Source organism: Nocardia sp. TBRC8007 (genome assembly GCF_056629435.1).
The window spans coordinates 1-20,772 of record NZ_JBWSOR010000045.1 but is presented as its reverse complement, the minus strand read 5'-3'; the positions used below and the strand labels follow the sequence as shown (position 1 = coordinate 20,772).

The following is a 20,772-nucleotide window of genomic DNA, read 5'->3' as shown; positions in this document are numbered from 1 at the left end:
TTCAGGGCAGCAGGTCGAGGAACCTGCGGACCTCGGCGGCTTCGCCGCTTCCCGTGGTCGACAAGCGCAACAGTCGGAAGTCGTAGCGACGGCAAATCTCGTTCTTCAACGCGTCGCGGGCGAGCTGCTTCGGGTTTGCTTCATGGGAGCTGTAGCCGTCCACTTCGATGGCGCATACGTTCTCGTTGGTGATCCGGTTGTAGATGACGAAGTCGAACGACGCTCGGTGCCGGACGAATGCGCGGTGCCGATCGTCGAGCCGGTCCAGACTGCGCGGGAACACATTCTGCAGATAGACCTGGCGGTGTATCCCCAGGTGACTGTGGTCGGGTTCGGCGAGTACCGTTTCCAACATCGTGAGGGCGATGTCCTCCGAATCCCACTTGGTACGCCCCCACCCGATATGTGGATGCGCGCGCTGTCGTTCCCTGTAGTCGGTGTACAGCAGGTCGAAGATCGACACCACATCGCTGTCGATAACCGCGTTGTCCGGGTTCCGGTACCGGATATAGCCGATCAAATCGCTTAGGTGCCTGCTCTTCGGCAGTTCGGAAGGATGTGTGACCAGGACGAACAAGCGCATCGCCCGGGATACCGCCACATTGATCAAGTTCGGATCATCAGCGAACTTCAATGCTTCCCGGCTGCTGGGGGTGTCGTCCAGCACCGTGGTCATGACAACCGCGTCCTTCTCCCTTCCTTGGAATCGGTGCACAGTGTCGGATTCGATGGCTTCGATCAGGGCATCGGTTACCTTGTCGGCCTGACGGCGATATGGAGTGGTGACCCCGACCTCGTGCGGCGGGATATCGGCGGATATCCACGGGAGGACTTCGCGCCGGATCACGTCGATCTCGCGCTGGTTGCTCCGCCCCCTCGACATCGGGTCGTCGTCACCGTAGGTCCGGCGCATATGGTTGCCAGGGGCCGTCCGCACCACTGCCATCGGTACGGCCCCCGGTGTGCTGCGCGTATACGGAATCAGCCGACCGCCGTAGAACTTCCGGTTACAGAACTCGATAATGTCCGGAGCACACCGATAATGTTCACGCAGCATCGCTCGGGGCAACTGATCGCTATACCGTTCGATGATCGAGGACAGGATGCTACGTCGGTAGTCGAAGACCGGATCGGGTGCGGGCGGAGGGAGAGTGATGTTGTTCGTGACCGGCGGCAGCTGTTTCAGGTCGCCGACCACGATGAGGTTCCGCGCACATGCCAGTGCCGGGCTCGCCGTCACCAGATCTACCTGTGATGCTTCATCGATGATGAGGTAATCCAAGAGCGCCGAGCGCCCGATGCTGTTCTGTAACGAATGGCAGGTGCTCAGAATCAGCGGGTAGTCGTGGGTGAACTGCCCGAACTGGTGCCGATACCGTGACGTGTAGAGCGTGCGGGACAGTGAGTTGTACCGGGTGCGCAGCGCGTCATGGAGCAGTTGCTGGGACAGCCGTGCCTGGTCGGCCAGCAGCGCGTCGAACTTCTTGCTCTCCAGTGTCCTGGTCAGCTGCTCGGCTCGCCGCTCGAGTTCGGCGATCTTCTTCTCGTAATACAAGCGCTGGATTCGCAGCACGGTATCGATGTTGTCGGCGTCGACCTTGCGGAGTGCCCGGTACTTGAAGTAGCGGTTCATCACGTCCACCATCCGCCCCCAGCCACGGTCGCGGATCCAGCGCGGATCGGTGTCGGCGATGAAATCGAGCAGTTTGCCCGCACTGTAGCGGCGCAGCAGCGGCAGATCGTCGGCGTCCGGTACTTCATGGCGGTTGAAGAACAACTGGAAGTGCTGTTGTTCCAGCTGGTATGCGTGCAGTTGATGGCGTAGCTGGGCGCGCAGACGATCCCGTTCCTGCAGTGCGGCCAGCCGCCTGTTCACCTTGTCGAGTTCGTCTGCGGCATCCGCGGAAGGTGTGGTGTCGGCATGCAGCATCGCATCGACTGCCGCGTTGCGTGGCCCTTGGCTGTCGAAGAACTCCTGTCGCTTTTCGGCGCGCCCCAGATTGGCCGCCACCATCCCGAAGCCTTCCTTGGTCAACTTCTCGAAAACGTTGTCGACGGCGGAGTTGCTGAAAGACACCACCCCCACCGTCGCGCCGGGCAGGCAGATGACCGAGGCGATGATGTTCAGGATCGTCTGCGTTTTCCCGGTTCCGGGCGGGCCGTCGATCACCGAGATCGGATACCGCAACGCATTGAGCACCGCCTCGCTCTGACTGATGTTGGTGCGGAACGGGTACACCGGCAACGGCATCTCATCGTCCGGCCGAGGCTCGATCGGCGCCTGTTCGAGAATCCGGGCCAACGCGCTCGCGGGATGAAGGAAGCCGAGCTTCTCGTGGTTTCGGCGGAGGACGCCGGAATCGCCGGTCAGCTTCTCCGCCACTGTCTGCCAGTATTTCAACACATCTCGGGAGACGGGGGTGAAAGCAGCATTCGGCAGCACTTCCACCCGATCCGCGCTGTAGACGCTCCAGCCGCCCTTGCTGTTCGCCACATGCCACCACGACCCGGCCTCAGGCGGGCCGGTGAACAGATAGGCCTCGGTCGCGTCCTCCGGGGATCCGTCGACGAACAACAGCGCGTGCGACCCCAGCGATACCGGCGCGGGTCGGTCGAGAATCGTCACTCGCTCCCACCCGAACGGATAATTCTTGGACTTGCCGAACCGTACCCGGACCCGCTCCGATCGTGGCTCGTATTCCGTGATCGCCAAGGTTTTGTCCTCCGCGACCCAGTCCTCCTTCCGACGGATAATGACCGCGACGATGCGCGGATCGAGCATCGATCCCCCTCGTGTCCGTACCGCAGCGTGCGGTGCTGCGCTGATTCCTCATCTATCGGAGTAGTGAGCTGGGGAATCGAAGTTGAATTCCCCAAGGCTATCCGCGCGTGTATATCGAACTGCGGCAACGTTATATCACCGGCGGCATCCCACGCCACGGAACTCGCGGCAAGGTCATCGGGGCATTCGTTCGTCGAAAAGCTCGCGTCTCCGGCTCCACTGGTACCGCCGTCTCGCCGTATGCCTGCGCTTCAGTCGGCGGTGTTCATCATGTCGATCACTCGAATATCCGGCGGGACAGCGAATTCCCGGACGCTGACGGAGAGAGTGAAAGGGGCTGCTGTGTGCGGATTCCGCACCGCTGCGCATACCTCAGTAGCATCGGGTCGTTGGTTACCAGGGTTCCGTGCATGAAAGCCGGCCACTCGCACAGCAGCTGCCAAGTCTCGGCTATACCGAGGCGAGACAGCGGGTCATCGGCAGCGCCGCCGAATACCGCGCGTCGCAGCAAGTGGACACGCCGAATCTCTTCGGGGTCAGCGATTTCGAGAGGCTCTCCCAGCCAACCTTCCGACTCGATCGACATCAAAGGCGCGTTTTCGCCTGCCATTCGTTCGACCTCGAAAGCTGTCGCGCCGGTCCATCGGCCACGACCGTCCAACAGCGATCTCAGTGCATCCAATCGACCTGATACCGCGAAACTGTGCAGTACTGCGATATCCGGGAACATGTAGGCACTCACGAAATCTCGTACTCCCCCGGATCCGATTCCAGCGCTGCCCGCAGCCCGGCCTCATCCATGCCTGCCAGGCAGGCATAGGGTCGCAAGGTGGTCACTCCTTGTTCATAGGCGGCGTAGGTATCGCGAACCAGCAACCCCGGCGGACGAGCTGTCCGTGCGGCAACGACCTGTCTGCTGTAATCTGCGCTTCGTCCGGCGATGCCTGCGGCCTTGGCGGCGGTCAGGCGGCGATACTCGTCGCAGAGTCCGGAATCGATGAGCCGTAGGTCGAGCATGCGGTATGCCAGTGCCGACGGGGAGACAACGAGGTCGCAGACGAGCGTCGCGAAGTTCGCTGTTTCGAATCCGCTGGTTTCGATGGCATGGCGAAGGGTGAGCTCCGGCATCAGGAACGCCGCGGCGAAGGCGTTCGCGCGTTGTTCGCTGGGGTCGCGCCGTTGCACGGGATCGAAGATGTTCTCGTCGAGATGGATGCCTTGATCGTCTCCGGCGAGGAGGTGACCCAGCTCATGGGCGAGGGTGAATCGCTGCCGTGCCGGTATCGCACCGGCGGTGAGCATGATCAGCTTCACCTCGTCGGCTGATACCGCGAGCCCGTCGAACTGTTGATCCTGCCCGATATCGGCGATACAGATATCGACTCCGAACGCCGACTCGACGGCGTCCAGAAAACCGGGGCCCCAGCGCGGGATATCGTCGACTGGCACCTGCGCGGAGGCCGCTGCGGCGAGCCGGTGACCTTGGCTACGGTATGTCCCGCTTTCGAGATCGACCGATATGGGGTGCCATGGTTGTGGGTATCCGAGCGCAGCCATATCGGAACGCATCCCGCCGTATCGTCGTGCGATGCGCAACACATCGGTAGCGTTTCCATCGGACGTACGCGCGGCGACAGCGAGTTGCGGCTCGGTGCCGGTTACGAACCAATCGACGGTCCTGCCGGAGAGTTCGGCGATGCGGGCCAGGTCTACCGAGGAGAAGCGCCGAACACCTCTGAGCGATTTGGAGAGCTTGGCCTGGTCCAGCCCGATCCGCTCCCCGAAGTCGCGCTGACTCAGGCCGGATGCCTGGATAGCGTCGTGCACTCGGTCTGCGATGCTGGTCACGGAGCTCAGCCTACGATACTTGCGAAAATCGCAAGTATCGAGCAGGATGACTTCCCGAACGGCTGTCGCATCAGTTGTCATCTCGCGGCCTCCGTTTGTCTGCACCACCGTATTTCCGAGCGTGCGCATGGAGTGGGGAAGGTCGAAGAGCATGACGATCGCATCCGATCATCGATACGCCGTCGAGCCGGCCAGGACGACCAGTGTGCCGGAGCTGCCGGAGCCCGGTCAGCTCGTCAATGTGCGTGGCTCGCGGTGGGCGGTCGCTGACGTTCGCGTCCAGGGCCTGCCGCGCAGCCCGGCGGACGAGGGCGCACCGGGACTCACCCACGTGGTCACCCTTCAGTCCTTCGAGGAAGACCGCCTCGGTGAGGAGCTGGCCGTGGTGTGGGAGCTCGAGGTCGGCCATACCAGAGAGCCGGACCAGGGTCTGCCCACCACAATCGGTTCCGATGGTTTCGACGACCCGAACACCCTCGCGGCCTTCGTCGACGCTGTGCGGTGGGGTGCGGTCACCTCCGCGGATCCGAATGCCTATCAGGCGCCGTTTCGCAGTGGTGCGAATATCGAGGCTTACCAGCTGGAGCCGTTGCGCCGGGCCTTGCAGTCGGCTCGGACGAATCTGCTGCTCGCCGACGATGTCGGTCTCGGCAAGACGATCGAAGCCGGACTGGTCGTGCAAGAGCTGTTGCTGCGCCACCGCGCCCGATCGGTGATCATCGTCTGCCCGCCGAGCCTGGCGTCGAAATGGCAGGACGAGATGCGGGAGAAGTTCGGTCTCGAATTCGTGGTCGTCAACCGTGATCTGATGGCTCGGGTTCGGCGCAGCCACGGGTTGGATGCCAACCCTTTTCGTTTGTTCCCACGGGTGATCGTGAGCATGGCCTGGCTGCCGACCCTGCGGGCACAACGACTCCTGCGCCACATCTACGCCGATACCGGGAACAACTCTATGGCAAGGCGATTCGCGTTCGACGTGCTTGTCGTCGACGAGGCGCACCACGTTGCGCCGTCGAGCCCGAGTTCGCCGTCGGGCAGGCGCGGCTATGCCATCGACAGTCAGCGCACCGTCGCGACCAGGGAACTCGCGGCGCGTTGCGAACATCGCTTATTTCTCAGTGCGACACCGCACAACGGCTATAGCGAGTCGTTCACGGCCTTGCTGGAGATGATCGACGGCCGTCGGTTCAGCCGGGGTGCGATACTGGATGAGCAGGCTTTGCGCGAGGTCGCGGTGCGGCGGCTCAAGTCCGAGATCCCCGATATGGAGTTCAAGGCGCGACAGTTGCGCACTCTGCCGTTCAGCCCGGCCGAGGACGAGCAGGAGAAGTTCGCGCTGTTGGACCGGCTGCTCACCGAGAGCGCGCGCCGGAACAGGAAGGCCCGGTCCGGCGACATCGTGGCCATGCTGTTGAAGAAGCGGTTCCTTTCCAGCCCTTGGTCCTTCGCACGCACCTTGGAGCTCTACGACGAGGCCGCTGCGACGGGCAGGCTGCCGGATCTCGGCGCGGACGACAATGAGTACTACCAGGAAGTACTCGGCAGCAGTCAGTCCGATGAGGAAGAGGGCGAGCAGGAGCAGCCGGAGTTCACCGCGCTGCGGCGCAGCAAGGGCTCCGATCCACTCGTCGCCGCGACCAAGGCGGAGATTTCCGAACTCGTCGAATGGGGATACCGCTACCAGCACCGGCCCGATTCCCGTCTCGAGACGTTGATCCAGTTCCTCGACGATATCTGCCGACCGGCCGGACCCACGACCTGGTCCAATGAGCGCGTTGTGGTATTCACCGAGTACGCGGCTACCCTCGAGTGGATTGCCGGGGTGCTGCGCCAGCGCGGTTACAAGAATCGCCTCGCCATCATCCAGGGCTCGACGCCGACGGAGGAGCGGGAGCTGATCCGGGCCCGGTTCACCCGGGCCCCCAGGGACGAATCCGACGATGTGCGAGTACTTCTGGCGACCGATTCGGCCGGTGAAGGCATCGATCTGCAATCACACTGCCACCGGCTGGTGAACTACGACGTGCCGTTCAATCCGTCGCGGCTGGAACAGCGCATCGGCCGCATCGACCGATACGGTCAGCGCGAGGCGCCACAGATCTTCCATTTCGCCCCCGATTCGGCTTCGACCACCTTCGCCGCGGACCTGGATTTCCTGCGCCGGATCGCGGAAAAGGTCGGTCGGGTCGCCGCGGACCTGAACTCGGTGAACCCGGTGATCGACGCCGACATCCAGAAACATTTCAGCCCGACCGGCACCGGACGCGGCACGCAGCGGCCGACTCCCGCGGACAGCGGAGCCGCGATCATCACCAGCGCGCTGGCCGGCGACCGTGAGCTCAACCGCCGACTGACCGAACTGGCAGGAAGCTACACCGAGCAGAAGACTCGGATGCACCTCATCCCGGCCAATGCGCGCCGTGTCGTCGATACCGCGCTGGCGCTCACGGCCCAGGCTCCACTGCTCGAGTACGGTGACCAGGACACCGCGGCCGAAGTCTTCCAAGTCCCAGACCTGAGTACCGCCTGGCAACCGGCGTTGCGTGGCCTGGCGACGCGGCTGGAGCCGGATGTGCTGCGCCCGATCACCTTCGACGACAAGGCGGCACGCGACCGGGCGGATCTGGTGCACATCCATCTCGGTCATGCCTTGCTGCAGCGGTCGGCCCGTATCCTGCGCAGCACCCTGTTCGGCGCGGATTCCGCGATCAATCGGGTGACCGCGGTGGTGGTCGAGGATCTGCCGGAATCGTGTGTGGCCGCGGTGTCACGGCTGGCCCTGGTCGGCCGTGGCGGCTTGCGTCTGCACGAGGAAGTGTTCCTCACCGGTATTCGCATCCACGGCCAGGCGATGGCCGAGGAGAAGGTGGAGAAACTTCTCGACAGCACGCTCGACGCCGAACACCTCGCCCTCGCCGCCGCCGAGGTGCGGGCCACCCTGGCACGCCTGTGGAATGCCGACAACTCCCGGCTGCGGACCCGCCTGCTGGCCGCCATGGAGCGGCGCGCGGCGTCCAAGCAACGCACTGTCGAGCAGACGCTCGAGCGTCGTCGCGACACCGATATCTCCCGCGCTCGCGAGATTTTCGGCGCGTTCCGGCTCAACCTGGACCGATCCAGGAAGCTGCTCGCCGACGAGATCGCCGGGCAGGAGGAGATGCTGTTCCCCGACGACATGCAGCGCCAGCGCCGCCGCGACCTGCGCGCTATGGAGGACCGGCTGACCAATCTCGCCGATGAGGAACGCCGCGAGGTCGATTCGATCGCCGAACGCTACACCGACATCAAACCGCACGTGTCCGCCGCCGCCGTGGTGTTCGCGTTGACACCCGACGACGCGCGCCCAGGAGCCCTGAAGTGACCTCACCGAAACCTCGTCCGAAATCGGCTGCCGACCTGCATCGCACCTGGCTGGAGCTGGTCGATGCCGATGGCCCCTTCCTGTCGGTGCCCGCTTTGAAACGAGTGTGGCCACAGGGTATGCCGCAGCTGCACCCCGATCGGCTCGCGCTGCTGCGCGACGCCAAACCCGTATTCGAGAAGGCATGGGAGGAATGGGACCGCGACCGCGAGAGCGTCGGCGCTCTCGAACGCTACCGGACAGCCCGCGACGAATGGGTCGACCTCGTTCTGCGTGATGTCGCCGGATGGGACGCCACACTCACCGCGCCCGAAGGACGTACGGCCGCGTGGTCGGTCCGGTCGCCGGACCATTCCGTGACGGTCCGCCCGAGCCTGGCCTTGGTGCACGGTGACCTGGTGGGAGCGCTGGTCTACGTCGTCGATCCGATGGACTCCCTCCGGGACGCACTGGGCGACGGCTGGGCTGCCGCGCCGATCGACCGGATGGAGGAGCTGCTGCGCGCCGCCGCGGTCCCGGTCGGCGTGGTGACCGATGGACGGTGGTGGGCATTGGTCAGTGCCAGGGAGCAGACCATCGTCGCCTCCGGCGTCGTCGACGCCCAGACGTGGATCGAGGAGCCCGCCACCCGCAACGCGTTCTTCGAGTTGCTGAACCGGCGCGGCCTGATCGGCGGACGGACCGAGGACCGGCTCACCGAGGTGTTCGCCGCCTCGGTCGCCGCTGCAGAGGAGATCACCGAAACCCTCGGCATCCAGGTGAAGCGGGCGGTCGAACTGCTGGTGCAGGCCATGTCGGAAGGTGCTGCCGACAGCATCGAGCACGGCGAGCCCGACCCGCTGCCCGCCGACCGGGGGCAGGTGTACGAGGCGGCGGTGACGGTGATGATGCGGGTGGTGTTCCTGCTGTTCGCCGAGGAACGTGGCCTATTGCCGCAGAGTCGCCTGTTCACCATGGGATACGGCCTCAGCGACCGTCTCGACGTGCTGGACCGGCGGGCCCGCGAAGAGAACGCCGAAGCCTTGGACGGCACCTTCCACACCTGGCACCGGCTGCTTGCCACGTCCCGTGCCCTCTATCTCGGCGCCTCGTTCGAAGACCTGCGGCTGCCCTCCTATGGCGGCTCCCTGTTCGATCCGGACCGCTATCCGTTCCTCACCGCACACACCAGCCGCGACACCCTCGCGGTGACCGTCAGCGACCGGGTGCTGCTGGAGGTGCTGCGCGCCGTCCAGGTCGCCCAGCTCAAAGGGGAACCGGCACGGCGTATCTCGTTCCGCGATATCGACGTCGAACAAATCGGCTACATCTACGAAGACCTCCTCGGCTATACCACCGTCGAAGTCGGCGAAGTGATCGTCGGCCTGATCGGCAGCAACGGCGAGGAACCGGAAATCCCCCTGGCCCAGCTGGAATCATTGGCCACCCCCGAGCCGGACCGATTCGCCGCCGCCCTGATCACCTGGGTGAAACAGAACCAGCCCGCCGCCAAGACACCCACCAAAGCGGCTCTGGCGAAAGCAATCCGAGCCGGCGAAACACAGGACGACACCGAGCGGGCGCTGCGCGCGGTCACCACCGACGCCCAGTTGCGCGACCGGCTGCGCCCCTTCATCGGCATTATCCGCCGCGACCTGCGCAACCGTCCGCTCGTGGTGCAGCCAGGCGGAGTGCTGGTGGTCGAGACTCCCTCGCGCGCCAGCGCGGGAGCGCATTACACCCCGCGCAGCCTCGCCGAGGAAGTCGTCCGGCACGCCTTGGAGCCGCTGGTCTATGCGCCGGGTCCGCACGAAACCGCCGACCCCGACGACTGGCGGCTGGTGTCCTCGGAGCAGATCCTCGACCTGAAGATCGCCGATATCGCCTGCGGTTCCGGTGCGTTCCTCGTGGCCGCCGCCCGCTATCTCGCAGCCAGGCTCACCGAAGCATGGCAGCGCGAAGGCGTCGCATTCGGCAACCCGCACGACCTCTACATCCGAGCCGTGCGGGAGGTTGTCGCGAAATGCCTCTACGGCGCCGACATCAACGGCATGGCCGTGGAGATGTGCAAACTGTCGCTGTGGCTGGTGTCGCTGGACCCCAAATTGCCGTTCTCCTTCGTGGACGACAAAGTGCTGCACGGTAATTCGCTGCTCGGGCTCACCGATCTCGACCAGCTGCGCCACCAGCACATCTACCCGGACCCGCAGCAGTTGATGACTACCGATATCGATGTGGACGCCGTCGTCGACCGGGCCATCCGGCTGCGCCGGGCGCTCGCCAGCCCGGTCAGCGATGCCGATCCGCAACGGCTGGCCACCACCAAACGGCGGCAGTGGCGGGAATTCGGCGAACTCACCGACACGCTGCGCCGCATCGCCGATGGGGTGGTGGCGGCGGGACTGCCACTGGGCGGGAAGCCGGGGCGAACATTGAACGAGGCATACGAGAATCTGCGGATCGCGGTGGGCATGGCGTATCCAGCTGATGGCAGCGCACCGGATTCGGCAATGCTCGCCCGCATCGTCGAACGCGGCCTGACCCCCACCGTGGCCACCGACTACGAGCGTTGGGAGCCATTGCACTGGATTCTGACCGTCCCCGACGTACTGGAACGGGGCGGATTCGACGCGGTCGTCGGCAATCCGCCGTTCCTCGGCGGGCAGAAACTCACCGGAACCATGGGAACCGAGATGCGGGACTGGTTCGTGCACGTGCTGGTCTGCGGGCAGAAAGGCAGCGCCGACCTGGTCGCCTACTTCTTCCTGCGCGCCATGTCCCTACTGACACCACGCGGCAACCTCGGGTTGATCGCGACCAACACAGTGGCGCAAGGAGACAGCCGAGAGGTCGGACTCGACCGCATGGTGGCGCAAGGGCTCACCATCACTAGGGCGATTCGAAGCAGGAAATGGCCCGCCGCTGGCGCCAACCTCGAGTATGCCGCTCTCTGGGGGACTCGTGACCGTGTCGCGGAAGACGTACAGCGGATCGCCGATGACGTTGAGGTGCAGCGCATCTCGTCGCTACTTGAACCGACCGGGCGCGTAGAGGGGCTTCCTATTCGATTGGTGGAGAATGCGGGAATAGCTTTCAAGGGTTGCGTCGTACTTGGTCTCGGTTTCGTCCTCGACCCGGAGGAGGCCGCTGAGTGGATAAATGCTGACCCTAAGAACGTCGAAGTGCTTCTCCCATACCTTAACGGAAAGGATCTGAACTCAACCCCGGATGCATCAGCATCACGCTGGGTGATCGACTTCAACGACCGAACCGAGGATCAGGCACGTCTATTCACTTTTCCGTTTGATCGGGTCGAATCCAAAGTGAGGCCGGAACGGTTACAGAACAAGCGCAAGGCCCGGCGTGACCGATGGTGGCAGTTTGCAGAAATTGCCACTGGTATGCGCAAAGCAATAGCTGGACTAGACGAAGTACTGGCGATTGCACAGACAAGTAGCACCATGCGGCCCTTCCGGGTGCGAAATGGTCAGATATTTGACCAAAAATTGGTCGTGTTTGCAACAAATTCTTTAGCTGATTTTGCAGTATTGTCTTCTAGTCCACATCAATTATGGGCCGTCACCCACGGGTCCACAATGAGGACCGATCCGGTATATACACCTTCGGATGTATTTGACACATTTCCGCGACCGGAGTTTAGTCATTTTAACGAGGCATTGGGTCGAACTTTCGATACCGAACGCCGCGAGATCATGCTCCGCCGCGAACTCGGCCTGACCAAGCTCTACAACCTGATCAACGACCCGGAGATCTCCGATTCCACCGACCCCGATATCGCACGCCTTCGTCGCATCCACGTCGAACTGGACGAGGCGGTCATGTCCGCCTACGGCTGGAACGATGTCCCGCTGGACCACGGTTTCCACACCTACCGCCAGATGTGCCGTTGGACGGTGAGCCCCACCGCTCGCGTGGAGATTCTGGACCGGCTGCTGGAGGAGAACCACCGCCGCGCCGCCAGGCAAGGCGACGTACCGGCATCACCCGCGCCCGACAGCGAGGAGGAAGACCAGTGACCACCACCGAGTCCGGTCGGTCCGCGAAACCTGCCGCACCGCGCCCCGATTCGTCCCGCTGGGACGGTTCGGCCTATCGTCTGAAGCACGATCCGGACGGCCGGCCGTGGACGGCACGGGAAGATCTGACCGATATCCTGGAGCGCGAACTCCTCGGCCCGGCGAACGGACCGAACGAAATCCTGGACACCACACCGGATTCCGCGTACCTGATCGGCCGCATCGCCCCCTACAAGCTGACCTCCGATCGCACCGCCCCCAGCAGTGCGGACACCAACAAACCCGATATCGATGTCGGTGACAACCTGGATGCGCGGGACACGCAGGGCGTCCCGGTCACCTCGGTCGACGAGACGACCGCGGGAGCCGACGAGGACACGGCGGAGGACGGGCCGCAGAAACGCGGCCTGGTGATTCCGTCGTCGATGGGGTTGCGCTGCCAGATTCCCGCTGATCTGGAGCAACTCACGGTAACCGCGGCATGGGCGATCTACCGGCCGTTCAAGGACGATCCGGAAGGCGAAGGCACCGGTCACCCGCGGTTCCAGCGCATCCCGTTCGAGTACCCCGTCCCGATCGCTGTGGCCGGCCTCGAATCGGGCACCACCACCGAAGTGTCGCTGCGAGACTCGGTGGTGCTGCGCATCGACCGCTACGACGACAACCACAACAATCGGCGGGTCATCGAGATAGCGCTGTGCAACAACAGAGAGACGCCACGCAAGATCCCCACGGACGCCTGGCTCTACCAGACCCGGATCACCGTCACCGCGGACGGAGCCGATGTGTTCCTACCCGTGCACGACGCCCTCACCGAGGATCGGTTCGAGCGCGGCGAGGACAACCGGCTGTATCTGCAGTACCGCAACCGTCTCGAGTACGCGATCGGTCGGACCTGCTCGGTGGATTGGCAGGTCGCTGCCGGCGCACGCCGGGCAAGCGCCGTCCACACCACCTGGCTGCCGGTCACCGAAACCCCGCACACCGTGCCGGGCGAGGTGGCAGCGTTGCTGGATATGTGCGAGCTCGCGAAGGCAGAGGTCGATGAGCTGCGCGCCGGTTTGGCACCGATCGTCACCGGCTACGCGGCCTGGCTCGACGAGGAACTCGCCCGCGCCGAAGGCCACCGCAACGAACCCGCGCTGCCCGCCCATCTGCTGGGCGAAGCGCGCGACGCCGTCAGCGAGGCCCGTCGCGCACACGAACAACTGGCCGCGGGCCTGGAGCATCTGCTCACCGATGAGCAGGCGCAACAGTGCTTCCGGTTCATGAACAAGGTGATGGCCGAGCAGCGTGTCCAGAGCCAGGTGGCGCAGCTGCGGACCGAGAAACCGCATCTCGATATCGCAGCTGCCCATGCTGAAGTGAAGGGTAAGGGGGCAAAAGCACACTCGTGGCGCACCTTCCAGCTGGCCTTCGTGCTCATGCAGCTTCCGATGCTCACCGATCCCACCGCGCCCCGCCGCTCCGGCGATCTGGCCAAGGCGCAGTTGCTGTTCTTCCCCACCGGCGGCGGCAAGACCGAGGCATACCTGGGCCTGGCCGCCTACACCTTCGCGATCCGCAGGCGGCAAGGCATGGTGGATACGTCGGACGGTCCGCTGGACGGAAACTTCGGGATCGCGGTGCTGATGCGCTATACCTTGCGCTTGCTCACCGCCCAGCAGTTTCAACGCGCCACGACGCTGATGTGCGCCGCCGAAATGGCTCGGCGCGCCGACCCGGAAACCTGGGGCGCCGAACCGTTCCGCATCGGTTTGTGGGTGGGCACCGATGTCAGCCCGAAACGGGTCGACGAAGCCGAAGAGCAACTGAAGAAGGCGAGCGAAGGCCGCGGGCACCGGATGACAGTGTTGCAGATCCAGCGCTGCCCCTGGTGCGGTAACAGCATCGACGGCCATCGCGGTGACGTCGAGGTCGATATGAGCACCCGCCGGGTCCGCGTCTACTGCAGCGACGATCTCGCCGACTGCCCCTTCTCCCGAGGCGGCGCCGCCGAAGAAGGGCTGCCGGTGCTCACTGTCGACGAGGAGATCTACCGGCTCACCCCCACGTTCCTGATCGCCACCGTCGACAAGTTCGCGCGCCTGGCCCGCGAAGGCGAGGCCGCTGCCCTGTTCGGTTACTTCTCCACCCGGTGCGAACGCCATGGATATGTACATCCGGACTACGCCCATTGCCAGGTCAAGGTCGGCGAGAAGCACAAGGCGAACAAGGCGAAGAACCTGCCTGCCGCTCCGGTGCGATCGACCGGCCGGTTGCGGCCGCCCGATCTGATCATTCAGGACGAGCTGCACCTCATCACCGGAGCGCTCGGCACGACGGTCGGGCTCTTCGAGTCCGCGATCGACGTGCTGTGCTCTTGGCGCACCGTGGCGGGACACCCGGTGCAACCCTTGGTCGTTGCCTCCACCGCCACCGCCCGTAACTCCGCCGAACAGGTGAAGCGGCTGTACGGGCGCGGTGTGACGATTTTCCCGCCGCAGGTTCTCGACGCAGGCGCGACCTTCTTCTCCCGGGAGATCGCGATACGCACTGCGCACGACGACCCCGCCGACAACGAGAAGGTGGCAGGCCGCCGATACCTCGGCATCAGCACAACGGGCGTGCGGATCACCACCGCGCAGATCCGGATCTCGGAGATCCTGCTTGCCGCCGGGCAGCTGCTGCTGAACCGCTTCGGCGCGGCCGCCGACCCCTACCTGACTCTCGTCGGCTATTTCAGCGCCACAAGGGAACTCGCGGGAATGGTCCGCTACCTCGGCGACGACGTGCAGACGCTGCTGTCCAAAGGCCGTCCATGGTCGCTGTTGCCGCGCCGTGACGGCACCATCGGCGGCCTCAACACCGAAGAACTCACCTCCCGCCGGTCCGGCGCCGACATCACCGCAATCCTCGACAAAATGGCGGTGACCTTCGACCCGGCGTTCGATGCCACCGGCGCGAAACCCGACGGGCAGCGGCGACCCGCCGCCCCCTACGACGCGGTCCTGGCCACTTCGATGCTACAAGTCGGTGTCGATGTCACCCGGCTCGGCCTGATGATGGTGGTCGGCCAGCCGAAGAACACCGCCGAGTACATTCAGGCCTCCTCTCGAGTAGGCCGAGACCCCGGACGTCCTGGTCTTGTCGTGGCACTCGGCAACTGGGCGAGGCCCCGCGATCTCACCCATTTCGAGCAGTTCCGGCACTATCACGAAACCTTCTATGCCCAGGTCGAGCCCCTGTCGGTGACCCCGTACTCGGTGACAGCCCTCGACCGTGGTCTCGACGGTGTGCTGGTGAGCGCCGCCCGGGTGCTGCAGGCAGGCAGCCGCGACGGCCTGTCACCGGAGACTCACGCGGGCCACATCGCCGAGCACAAGGATTTCCTCGACGACCTGCTGGAAAGGCTGGCAGCTCGGATGGCGCGGGCCGGTGACGAACCCGCCGTCGAGCATGCCAGGCTGCGGCTGCGCAACCGCATCGATCACTGGTTCGACCGCTGTGCCCAGGTCGACAACCGGGGCCATCGGCTGGCCTACGAGAAACTGGCCGACAACACCTTCGAACCGTTGATGATGAGCAAGGAGGGCGCGGACCAGCTTCGCGACAGTCGCACTGCCGCACCGTTCGAAGTAGCCAACTCGATGCGCGAAGTGCAGCCGGAGATCAATCTGCTCGTCAGCCCCGACCCGGCGAAACTGCGGTACGACATCCCACTCAGTGCCCCCCGGTGGCAGCTGCCCGAAGCGAAGGACAACACGTGAGCACGCCCGCCGACACTGAATCCACCGTCAGCTACATCTACGACGAGAGCCAGACCGTCAACCCGCTCGGCGATATCGATCAGCAGGAGAAGAAGGGCACCAAGAAAAACCGTGCGAAAGTCGGTTCTGCCCGGCCGTCGTCGCTGCTCTACACCTATGGGCCCGGCGCGGTGATGGACCTACCGAACTTCACCATCATGCCGATGGGGTTGGACGAATGGGACATTATCTGGGCCCGCCGCAGTACTCCGCCGGTCATTCACGCGCCCAGGCTGAAGGATGCCGTACGGACCTTGCTGCGCTCGCGCGATGTCGAGCTGCGTCCGTTTCCCCGGCAGACGAACACCACCTCCCGCGGAACAGAAGGCAACGACCTCGGTGTCCCCGCTCGAGTGTTCCCACAGTGGCTGCGTTGCACCGGATGCGACCTGCTGGCTCCGCTCGATGAGTTCCAGTACCGCAATACGCACCCGTTCCGGCCCGACCTCGCCGCCTTCGAGCACGCTCCGTGCCCCGGACGCCGTGGCACGAAGGCCAGGTTCAAGTCACGCCCTGCCACCCCGGCCCGCTATCTGCTGTCCTGCGCCTTCGGCCACGTCGACGAATTTCCTTACCAGCAGTGGGTGCACCGTGGACGCCCCTGCGCCAAGGCCACCCATCCCACCCTGAAGATGACGGACCGAACCACCGGTCGAGGTGGTGTCGCCACGATCACCTGCACCGCGTGCGATATGAAACGTGCCATGAACGAAGCCCAGGGCGAACTCGGCCGGGAACGGCTGCCGAAATGCCGTGGGCGGCACCCGCACCTGGATGCCTTCGCCGGGCAGGGCTGCGGAAACGACCTGCACCTGATCCTGGTGGGGGCGTCGAACCTATGGTTCCCGATCAGTCAGTCGGTGATCGTCATGCCGGAATCGTCCGATGAACACAATCGCGACATGGCCGACCGGATCCGGCTAGAGGTGGGCGAAGAGCGGCTGCACAAGTGGATCGCTAAATTCGGGGACGATCCGGAAACCCTGCGTGACCTGCTCGGCGATGATTTCGACCTGTCCGCGCTGGACGACGTCGAACTCGTCCAGGTTCTCGAGGCCGCCGCGACACCGCAGGCCGAGCCTACTGTTGAAGCCGCCAACGAATGGGATCCGGTCGACCTGTTGGTGCCTGAATGGCGCTACCTGCAACGTGATCCGCTCGGCGACGGTCACTCCGATCGCGCTGCCGACCAGGCGAGTGGGCTGACGCTCTCGACCCGGGAGTGCGGACCGGACTTGCCCACCGGAATCCGCCGCATTCTCGCGGTCGAATCCCTGCGCAAGGTCAATGCTCTCGTCGGATTCACCCGAATCGACGAATTCGACCGGGTCAACGATGTTGTCAGCCGCATGGTGCCCCTGACCCGGAAACCGAAACCTCGCTGGACGGTCGCCACCGAAGACCGTGGTGAAGGTATCTTCATCCAGCTGGACGAGCCCGCCGTTGCCGCATGGGAAGCCAAGATCGAAGGCACTCAACTGTGGGCTTTGCACCGTGCAGCGCACAAGCGCAACTACCGCAATCGAACATCGGATACAGCAGACAAATTCGATCCCGCACAACGATTTCGGCCGCCGCGGTACTGGTTGGTCCACGGTTTCGCCCATATCCTGATCCGCGAATTGGCCATGACCTGCGGCTACAACGCCGCCAGCCTCAGCGAGCGACTCTACGCCTGGCCGGCCGACAATGGCCGCCCGGCAGCCGCGGGACTGCTGATCTGTACGACCGCCTCCGACAGCGACGGCACCCTCGGTGGGCTGGTCGAGCAGAGCCGACCGGACCTTTTCGAAGCGGTAGTGAATCGTGCCCTGCGCAGGGCTACCCGCTGCGCCTCGGACCCGATCTGCGCGAACCGGATTCCCCAGGATCCGGAGGAATTCCTGCACGGCGCCGCCTGCCATTGTTGTGTCATGGCCTCGGAGACCTCCTGTGAACGCGCGAATCGCTTCCTCGATCGCCGATTCCTCATCGACCTACCAGGACATCATGGCTTTGGCTTCTTCTCCCATCCCAAGTGACATCGCGGCACAGCGACTCGGTGAGCTGCTCACCGGAACCGAAGCCAGGGCCGTCGCAGACCGGCTCGCTGACGGCGACACCGTCACGGTTGCTTTGACCTGGGTCACCGGGCAGCGCCGTACCGAGATTCGCGCGTTGCTCGCGGCCGTGGGGAACCGGGGCCGAGCGATTCTCGTCCTGCGTGCCATCGCCGGAGCCCGTACCGTGCGCACCTCGGTCGAGCCGCTGTGGACGTTGCCCGGCGCCCTCGCGGGCAGCGGCCGCCTCACCAGTCAGATCACCCACCTGATCGACGGTGCCCGGCAGTCGGTGATCTGCTCGACCTTCAATTTCCAGCGCAGCTCCGGGATGTGGGAAGCACTGCGCCGTGCCGCGCGCCGTCCGGGAGTTGCGGTGCGGGCCTACGTGGACACCCGTGCTGCCGACCGCGGGCCCGCATCCTGGACGCCGACCACGAAACAGGTTGCGGAACACCTGAAGCCAGGCACAGTGCTGCGAACGAAGGCATTCGACGGCGGCTATGTGCGCAACCACGCCAAGTTCCTGGTGATAGATCACCGGTTCCTGCTGGTCACCAGCGCGAACTTCTCGCACAGCGCCGAGCATGAGAACGTGGAATTCGGTGTGTGCCTGGATAATCCGAACCTGGCCGAAGCCGTCGAACGGCAGCTTCGCGAGATCGAAGGACTCGTCTATGAACCGATCACAGACGAGTGATATGCGGCAAAGGAGTAGCGCATGGCCGTCCTGCGCATCGGCAAAGAATTCTTACTCGACTATGGCAAACTCGACCGGCCCCTCCAAGTGAAGATCTCCGAGGTCTTCGGCAAATTCACCGATGCCGCACATACCGGAATCCACTTGGAGAAGATCAATGCTGCCCGCGAGCCGCGCTACCGATCGATCCGCATCGACAACTTCTGGCGCGGCATCGTGCTGGCCCCGGAATCGGGTAGCACCTACCTGTTACTACGAGTCCTGCCGCACAATGACGCCTACGCTTGGGCCCGGCGGAATAAGCTGACCGTCAACCGCGCCACCGGCGGTATCGAGATCGGCGACATCGCAGCTCTCGACGCGATGATGCCTGTATTGGACTCGGCAACTCAGCAGACAGCGGCTCGACTGTTCCAGCACATCAAAGACAAAGACCTGGTTCGGCTCGGGATCGACGAACCTACATTGCGTTTCGCACGCACCCTCACCTCCGCCGAACCGCTGGAGGCAGCACAAGAGTTCATGCCCACCACTCAATGGCAGGTTCTGTACGGCCTCGCTGCCGGATTGACACCGGACGAGGTCTGGGTCGAAGTAGGCGCCACGTCAGGGAATATCGACGTCGACGACCTCGACGCAGCGATCGACCGCAGCCATGACCGGGTTGTCGTGGTCGACGGCCCCGACGAGTTGAAAGCTGTTTTCGACAACCCCTTCGCGCTGTGGCGCATTTTCCTGCACCCCACCCAGCAATCCGTGGTCGACGCCTCCTACAAAGGGTCCGCGCGCGTGAGCGGCGGCCCTGGCACCGGCAAAACCGTAGTGGCGTTGCATCGAGCCCGGCGACTGGCCGAAGCGGGCACGGGCAGTGTCCTGCTCACCACGTTCACCTCCACGCTTGCCGACTCGCTGCAGGACGGGATCGGCATGCTCGTCGAGGACCCGGCCACTGCCGCCCGGATCACGGTCTGCCACATCGACAGACTTGCGAATCGGATATTTCGTGAAGTTCACGGCACCCCCACCTTCGTGCCCGACGAGCCCGAGCTGTGGCGTGTGGCCGCAATATCTCGACCACATCCCTTCACTGAGACCTTCCTCGCCGAGGAGTGGCGGCAGGTGGTGCTGGCACAACAAATCGCCGATGAAGACAGCTATCTGCTCGCCGACCGGCGCGGTCGTGGGCGAGGGTTGGGAATTCGCCAGAAACTGCAGGTCTGGGCGGTCATCACCGCGTTCGAGCAGCTCCTGGAGGAGCGCGGACTGTGGACCTACGAGACGATTCGCCGCGAGGCCACTCGGATCCTGGACAGCCGCACCCAGAAGCCCTACCGGCATATCGTCGTCGACGAGGCGCAGGATCTCGGCCCCGACCAGTGGCGGTTACTGCGCGCCGCGGTTGTCCCCGGCGTCGACGACCTCTTCATCGCCGGTGATCCCCATCAGCGGATATACAACAACCACGTCACCCTCCGCTCCGTCGATATCAACATCACCGGTCGATCGCATCGACTGACGATCAACTACCGCACGACTGCCGAGATCTTGTCCTGGAGTCTCGGCGTCATGCATGGCGAACCAGTCGACGACATGGCGGGCGGGCTCGATTCGCTCGCCGGATGTCGCTCCCAAGTGCATGGCCACCCCCCTGAACCAGTCGGATTCGATTCCCCCGCTGTCGAGATAGACCATATCGTCGGCACAGTACGCGACTGGGTCAGCTCCGGAATCAACCCGGAGGAGATCGGAATCGCTACCCGTGCTAGATACTTCGGCGAACAAATCCACCAAGCACTGCGCCACGCCGGAATTCACACGCACCTCCTCGTCCATGGTCGTGCCGCCACGGACGCGGTTTCGGTCGGCACCATGCACCGCATGAAAGGCCTGGAGTTCCGATGCCTCGCCGTCTGCGGTGTCGGCGCCGACGCCGTTCCCGCGCACAACGCCGTCACACCCGTCGATGAAGATCGCCACACGCATGAGCGCGACCTTCGACGAGAGCGTTCGCTGCTGTTCGTAGCCTGCACCCGTGCTCGCGAACAACTGGCAATCTCCTGGCATGGGGCGGCGAGCCCCTTCCTGAGCGTACAAACGCAGCTTTCTGGCCTGCGCCATTCACGGTAATTGACGAGCCGCCATCCTGAAATGGTGAAAGGTGGCCTTGACCTGCAATAATTCGACTTGTCTGAGGTTGAATTACGCGAGGTGAAGGACACCTTTCTGGGCTCTTCCGAG

General features: G+C 64.2%; 9 protein-coding genes. 6 read left to right on the top strand and 3 right to left on the bottom strand.

The annotated features are described in order from the left end of the window. Position 1 precedes the first annotated feature (1 nt). The 3 genes from ACX4ZE_RS21275 to ACX4ZE_RS21265 all read right to left on the bottom strand — a co-directional run bounded on the left by ACX4ZE_RS21275 (position 2) and on the right by ACX4ZE_RS21265 (position 4,630). On the bottom strand, positions 2-2,782 hold the full coding sequence (locus ACX4ZE_RS21275) for an AAA domain-containing protein (RefSeq protein WP_480275236.1): 2,781 nt from the start codon (positions 2,780-2,782) through the stop codon (positions 2-4). Between the two features lie 277 nt (positions 2,783-3,059). Continuing rightward, entirely contained in the window at positions 3,060-3,524 is a 465-nt protein-coding gene (locus ACX4ZE_RS21270; RefSeq protein ID WP_480275235.1) for a hypothetical protein, read from the bottom strand. After that, positions 3,521-4,630 (bottom strand): helix-turn-helix domain-containing protein, encoded by a 1,110-nt coding sequence (locus tag ACX4ZE_RS21265; RefSeq protein WP_480275234.1) that lies wholly within the window; start codon positions 4,628-4,630, stop codon positions 3,521-3,523. The genes ACX4ZE_RS21270 and ACX4ZE_RS21265 overlap by 4 nt, the downstream gene beginning before the upstream one ends. Positions 4,631-4,781: 151 nt before the next feature. Here ACX4ZE_RS21265 and drmD point away from each other — a divergent pair, with 151 nt between their 5' ends. From drmD to ACX4ZE_RS21235, 6 genes are read left to right on the top strand one after another with little or no spacing between them, the layout of a single operon-like run. Next, positions 4,782-7,991: a DISARM system SNF2-like helicase DrmD gene (gene drmD, locus ACX4ZE_RS21260; protein WP_480275233.1), complete on the top strand. Its 3,210-nt coding sequence runs from the start codon at positions 4,782-4,784 to the stop codon at positions 7,989-7,991. Then, positions 7,988-12,007, top strand: coding sequence for an Eco57I restriction-modification methylase domain-containing protein (locus ACX4ZE_RS21255; RefSeq protein ID WP_480275232.1), 4,020 nt, complete (start codon positions 7,988-7,990; stop codon positions 12,005-12,007). Before drmD ends, ACX4ZE_RS21255 begins: the two co-directional genes overlap by 4 nt. Beyond that, entirely contained in the window at positions 12,004-15,756 is a 3,753-nt protein-coding gene (gene drmA, locus ACX4ZE_RS21250; RefSeq protein WP_480275231.1) for a DISARM system helicase DrmA, read from the top strand. Before ACX4ZE_RS21255 ends, drmA begins: the two co-directional genes overlap by 4 nt. Continuing rightward, positions 15,753-17,816: a DrmB family protein gene (gene drmB, locus ACX4ZE_RS21245; protein ID WP_480275230.1), complete on the top strand. Its 2,064-nt coding sequence runs from the start codon at positions 15,753-15,755 to the stop codon at positions 17,814-17,816. Before drmA ends, drmB begins: the two co-directional genes overlap by 4 nt. After that, complete coding sequence (drmC, locus tag ACX4ZE_RS21240) at positions 17,728-18,534, top strand: DISARM system phospholipase D-like protein DrmC (protein WP_480275229.1); 807 nt, start codon at positions 17,728-17,730, stop codon at positions 18,532-18,534. The genes drmB and drmC overlap by 89 nt, the downstream gene beginning before the upstream one ends. A gap of 21 nt (positions 18,535-18,555) precedes the next feature. Beyond that, positions 18,556-20,661 carry a UvrD-helicase domain-containing protein gene (locus ACX4ZE_RS21235; protein WP_480275228.1) on the top strand — a complete coding sequence of 702 codons (2,106 nt, stop codon included), beginning with the start codon at positions 18,556-18,558 and terminating at the stop codon, positions 20,659-20,661. Positions 20,662-20,772 lie beyond the last annotated feature (111 nt).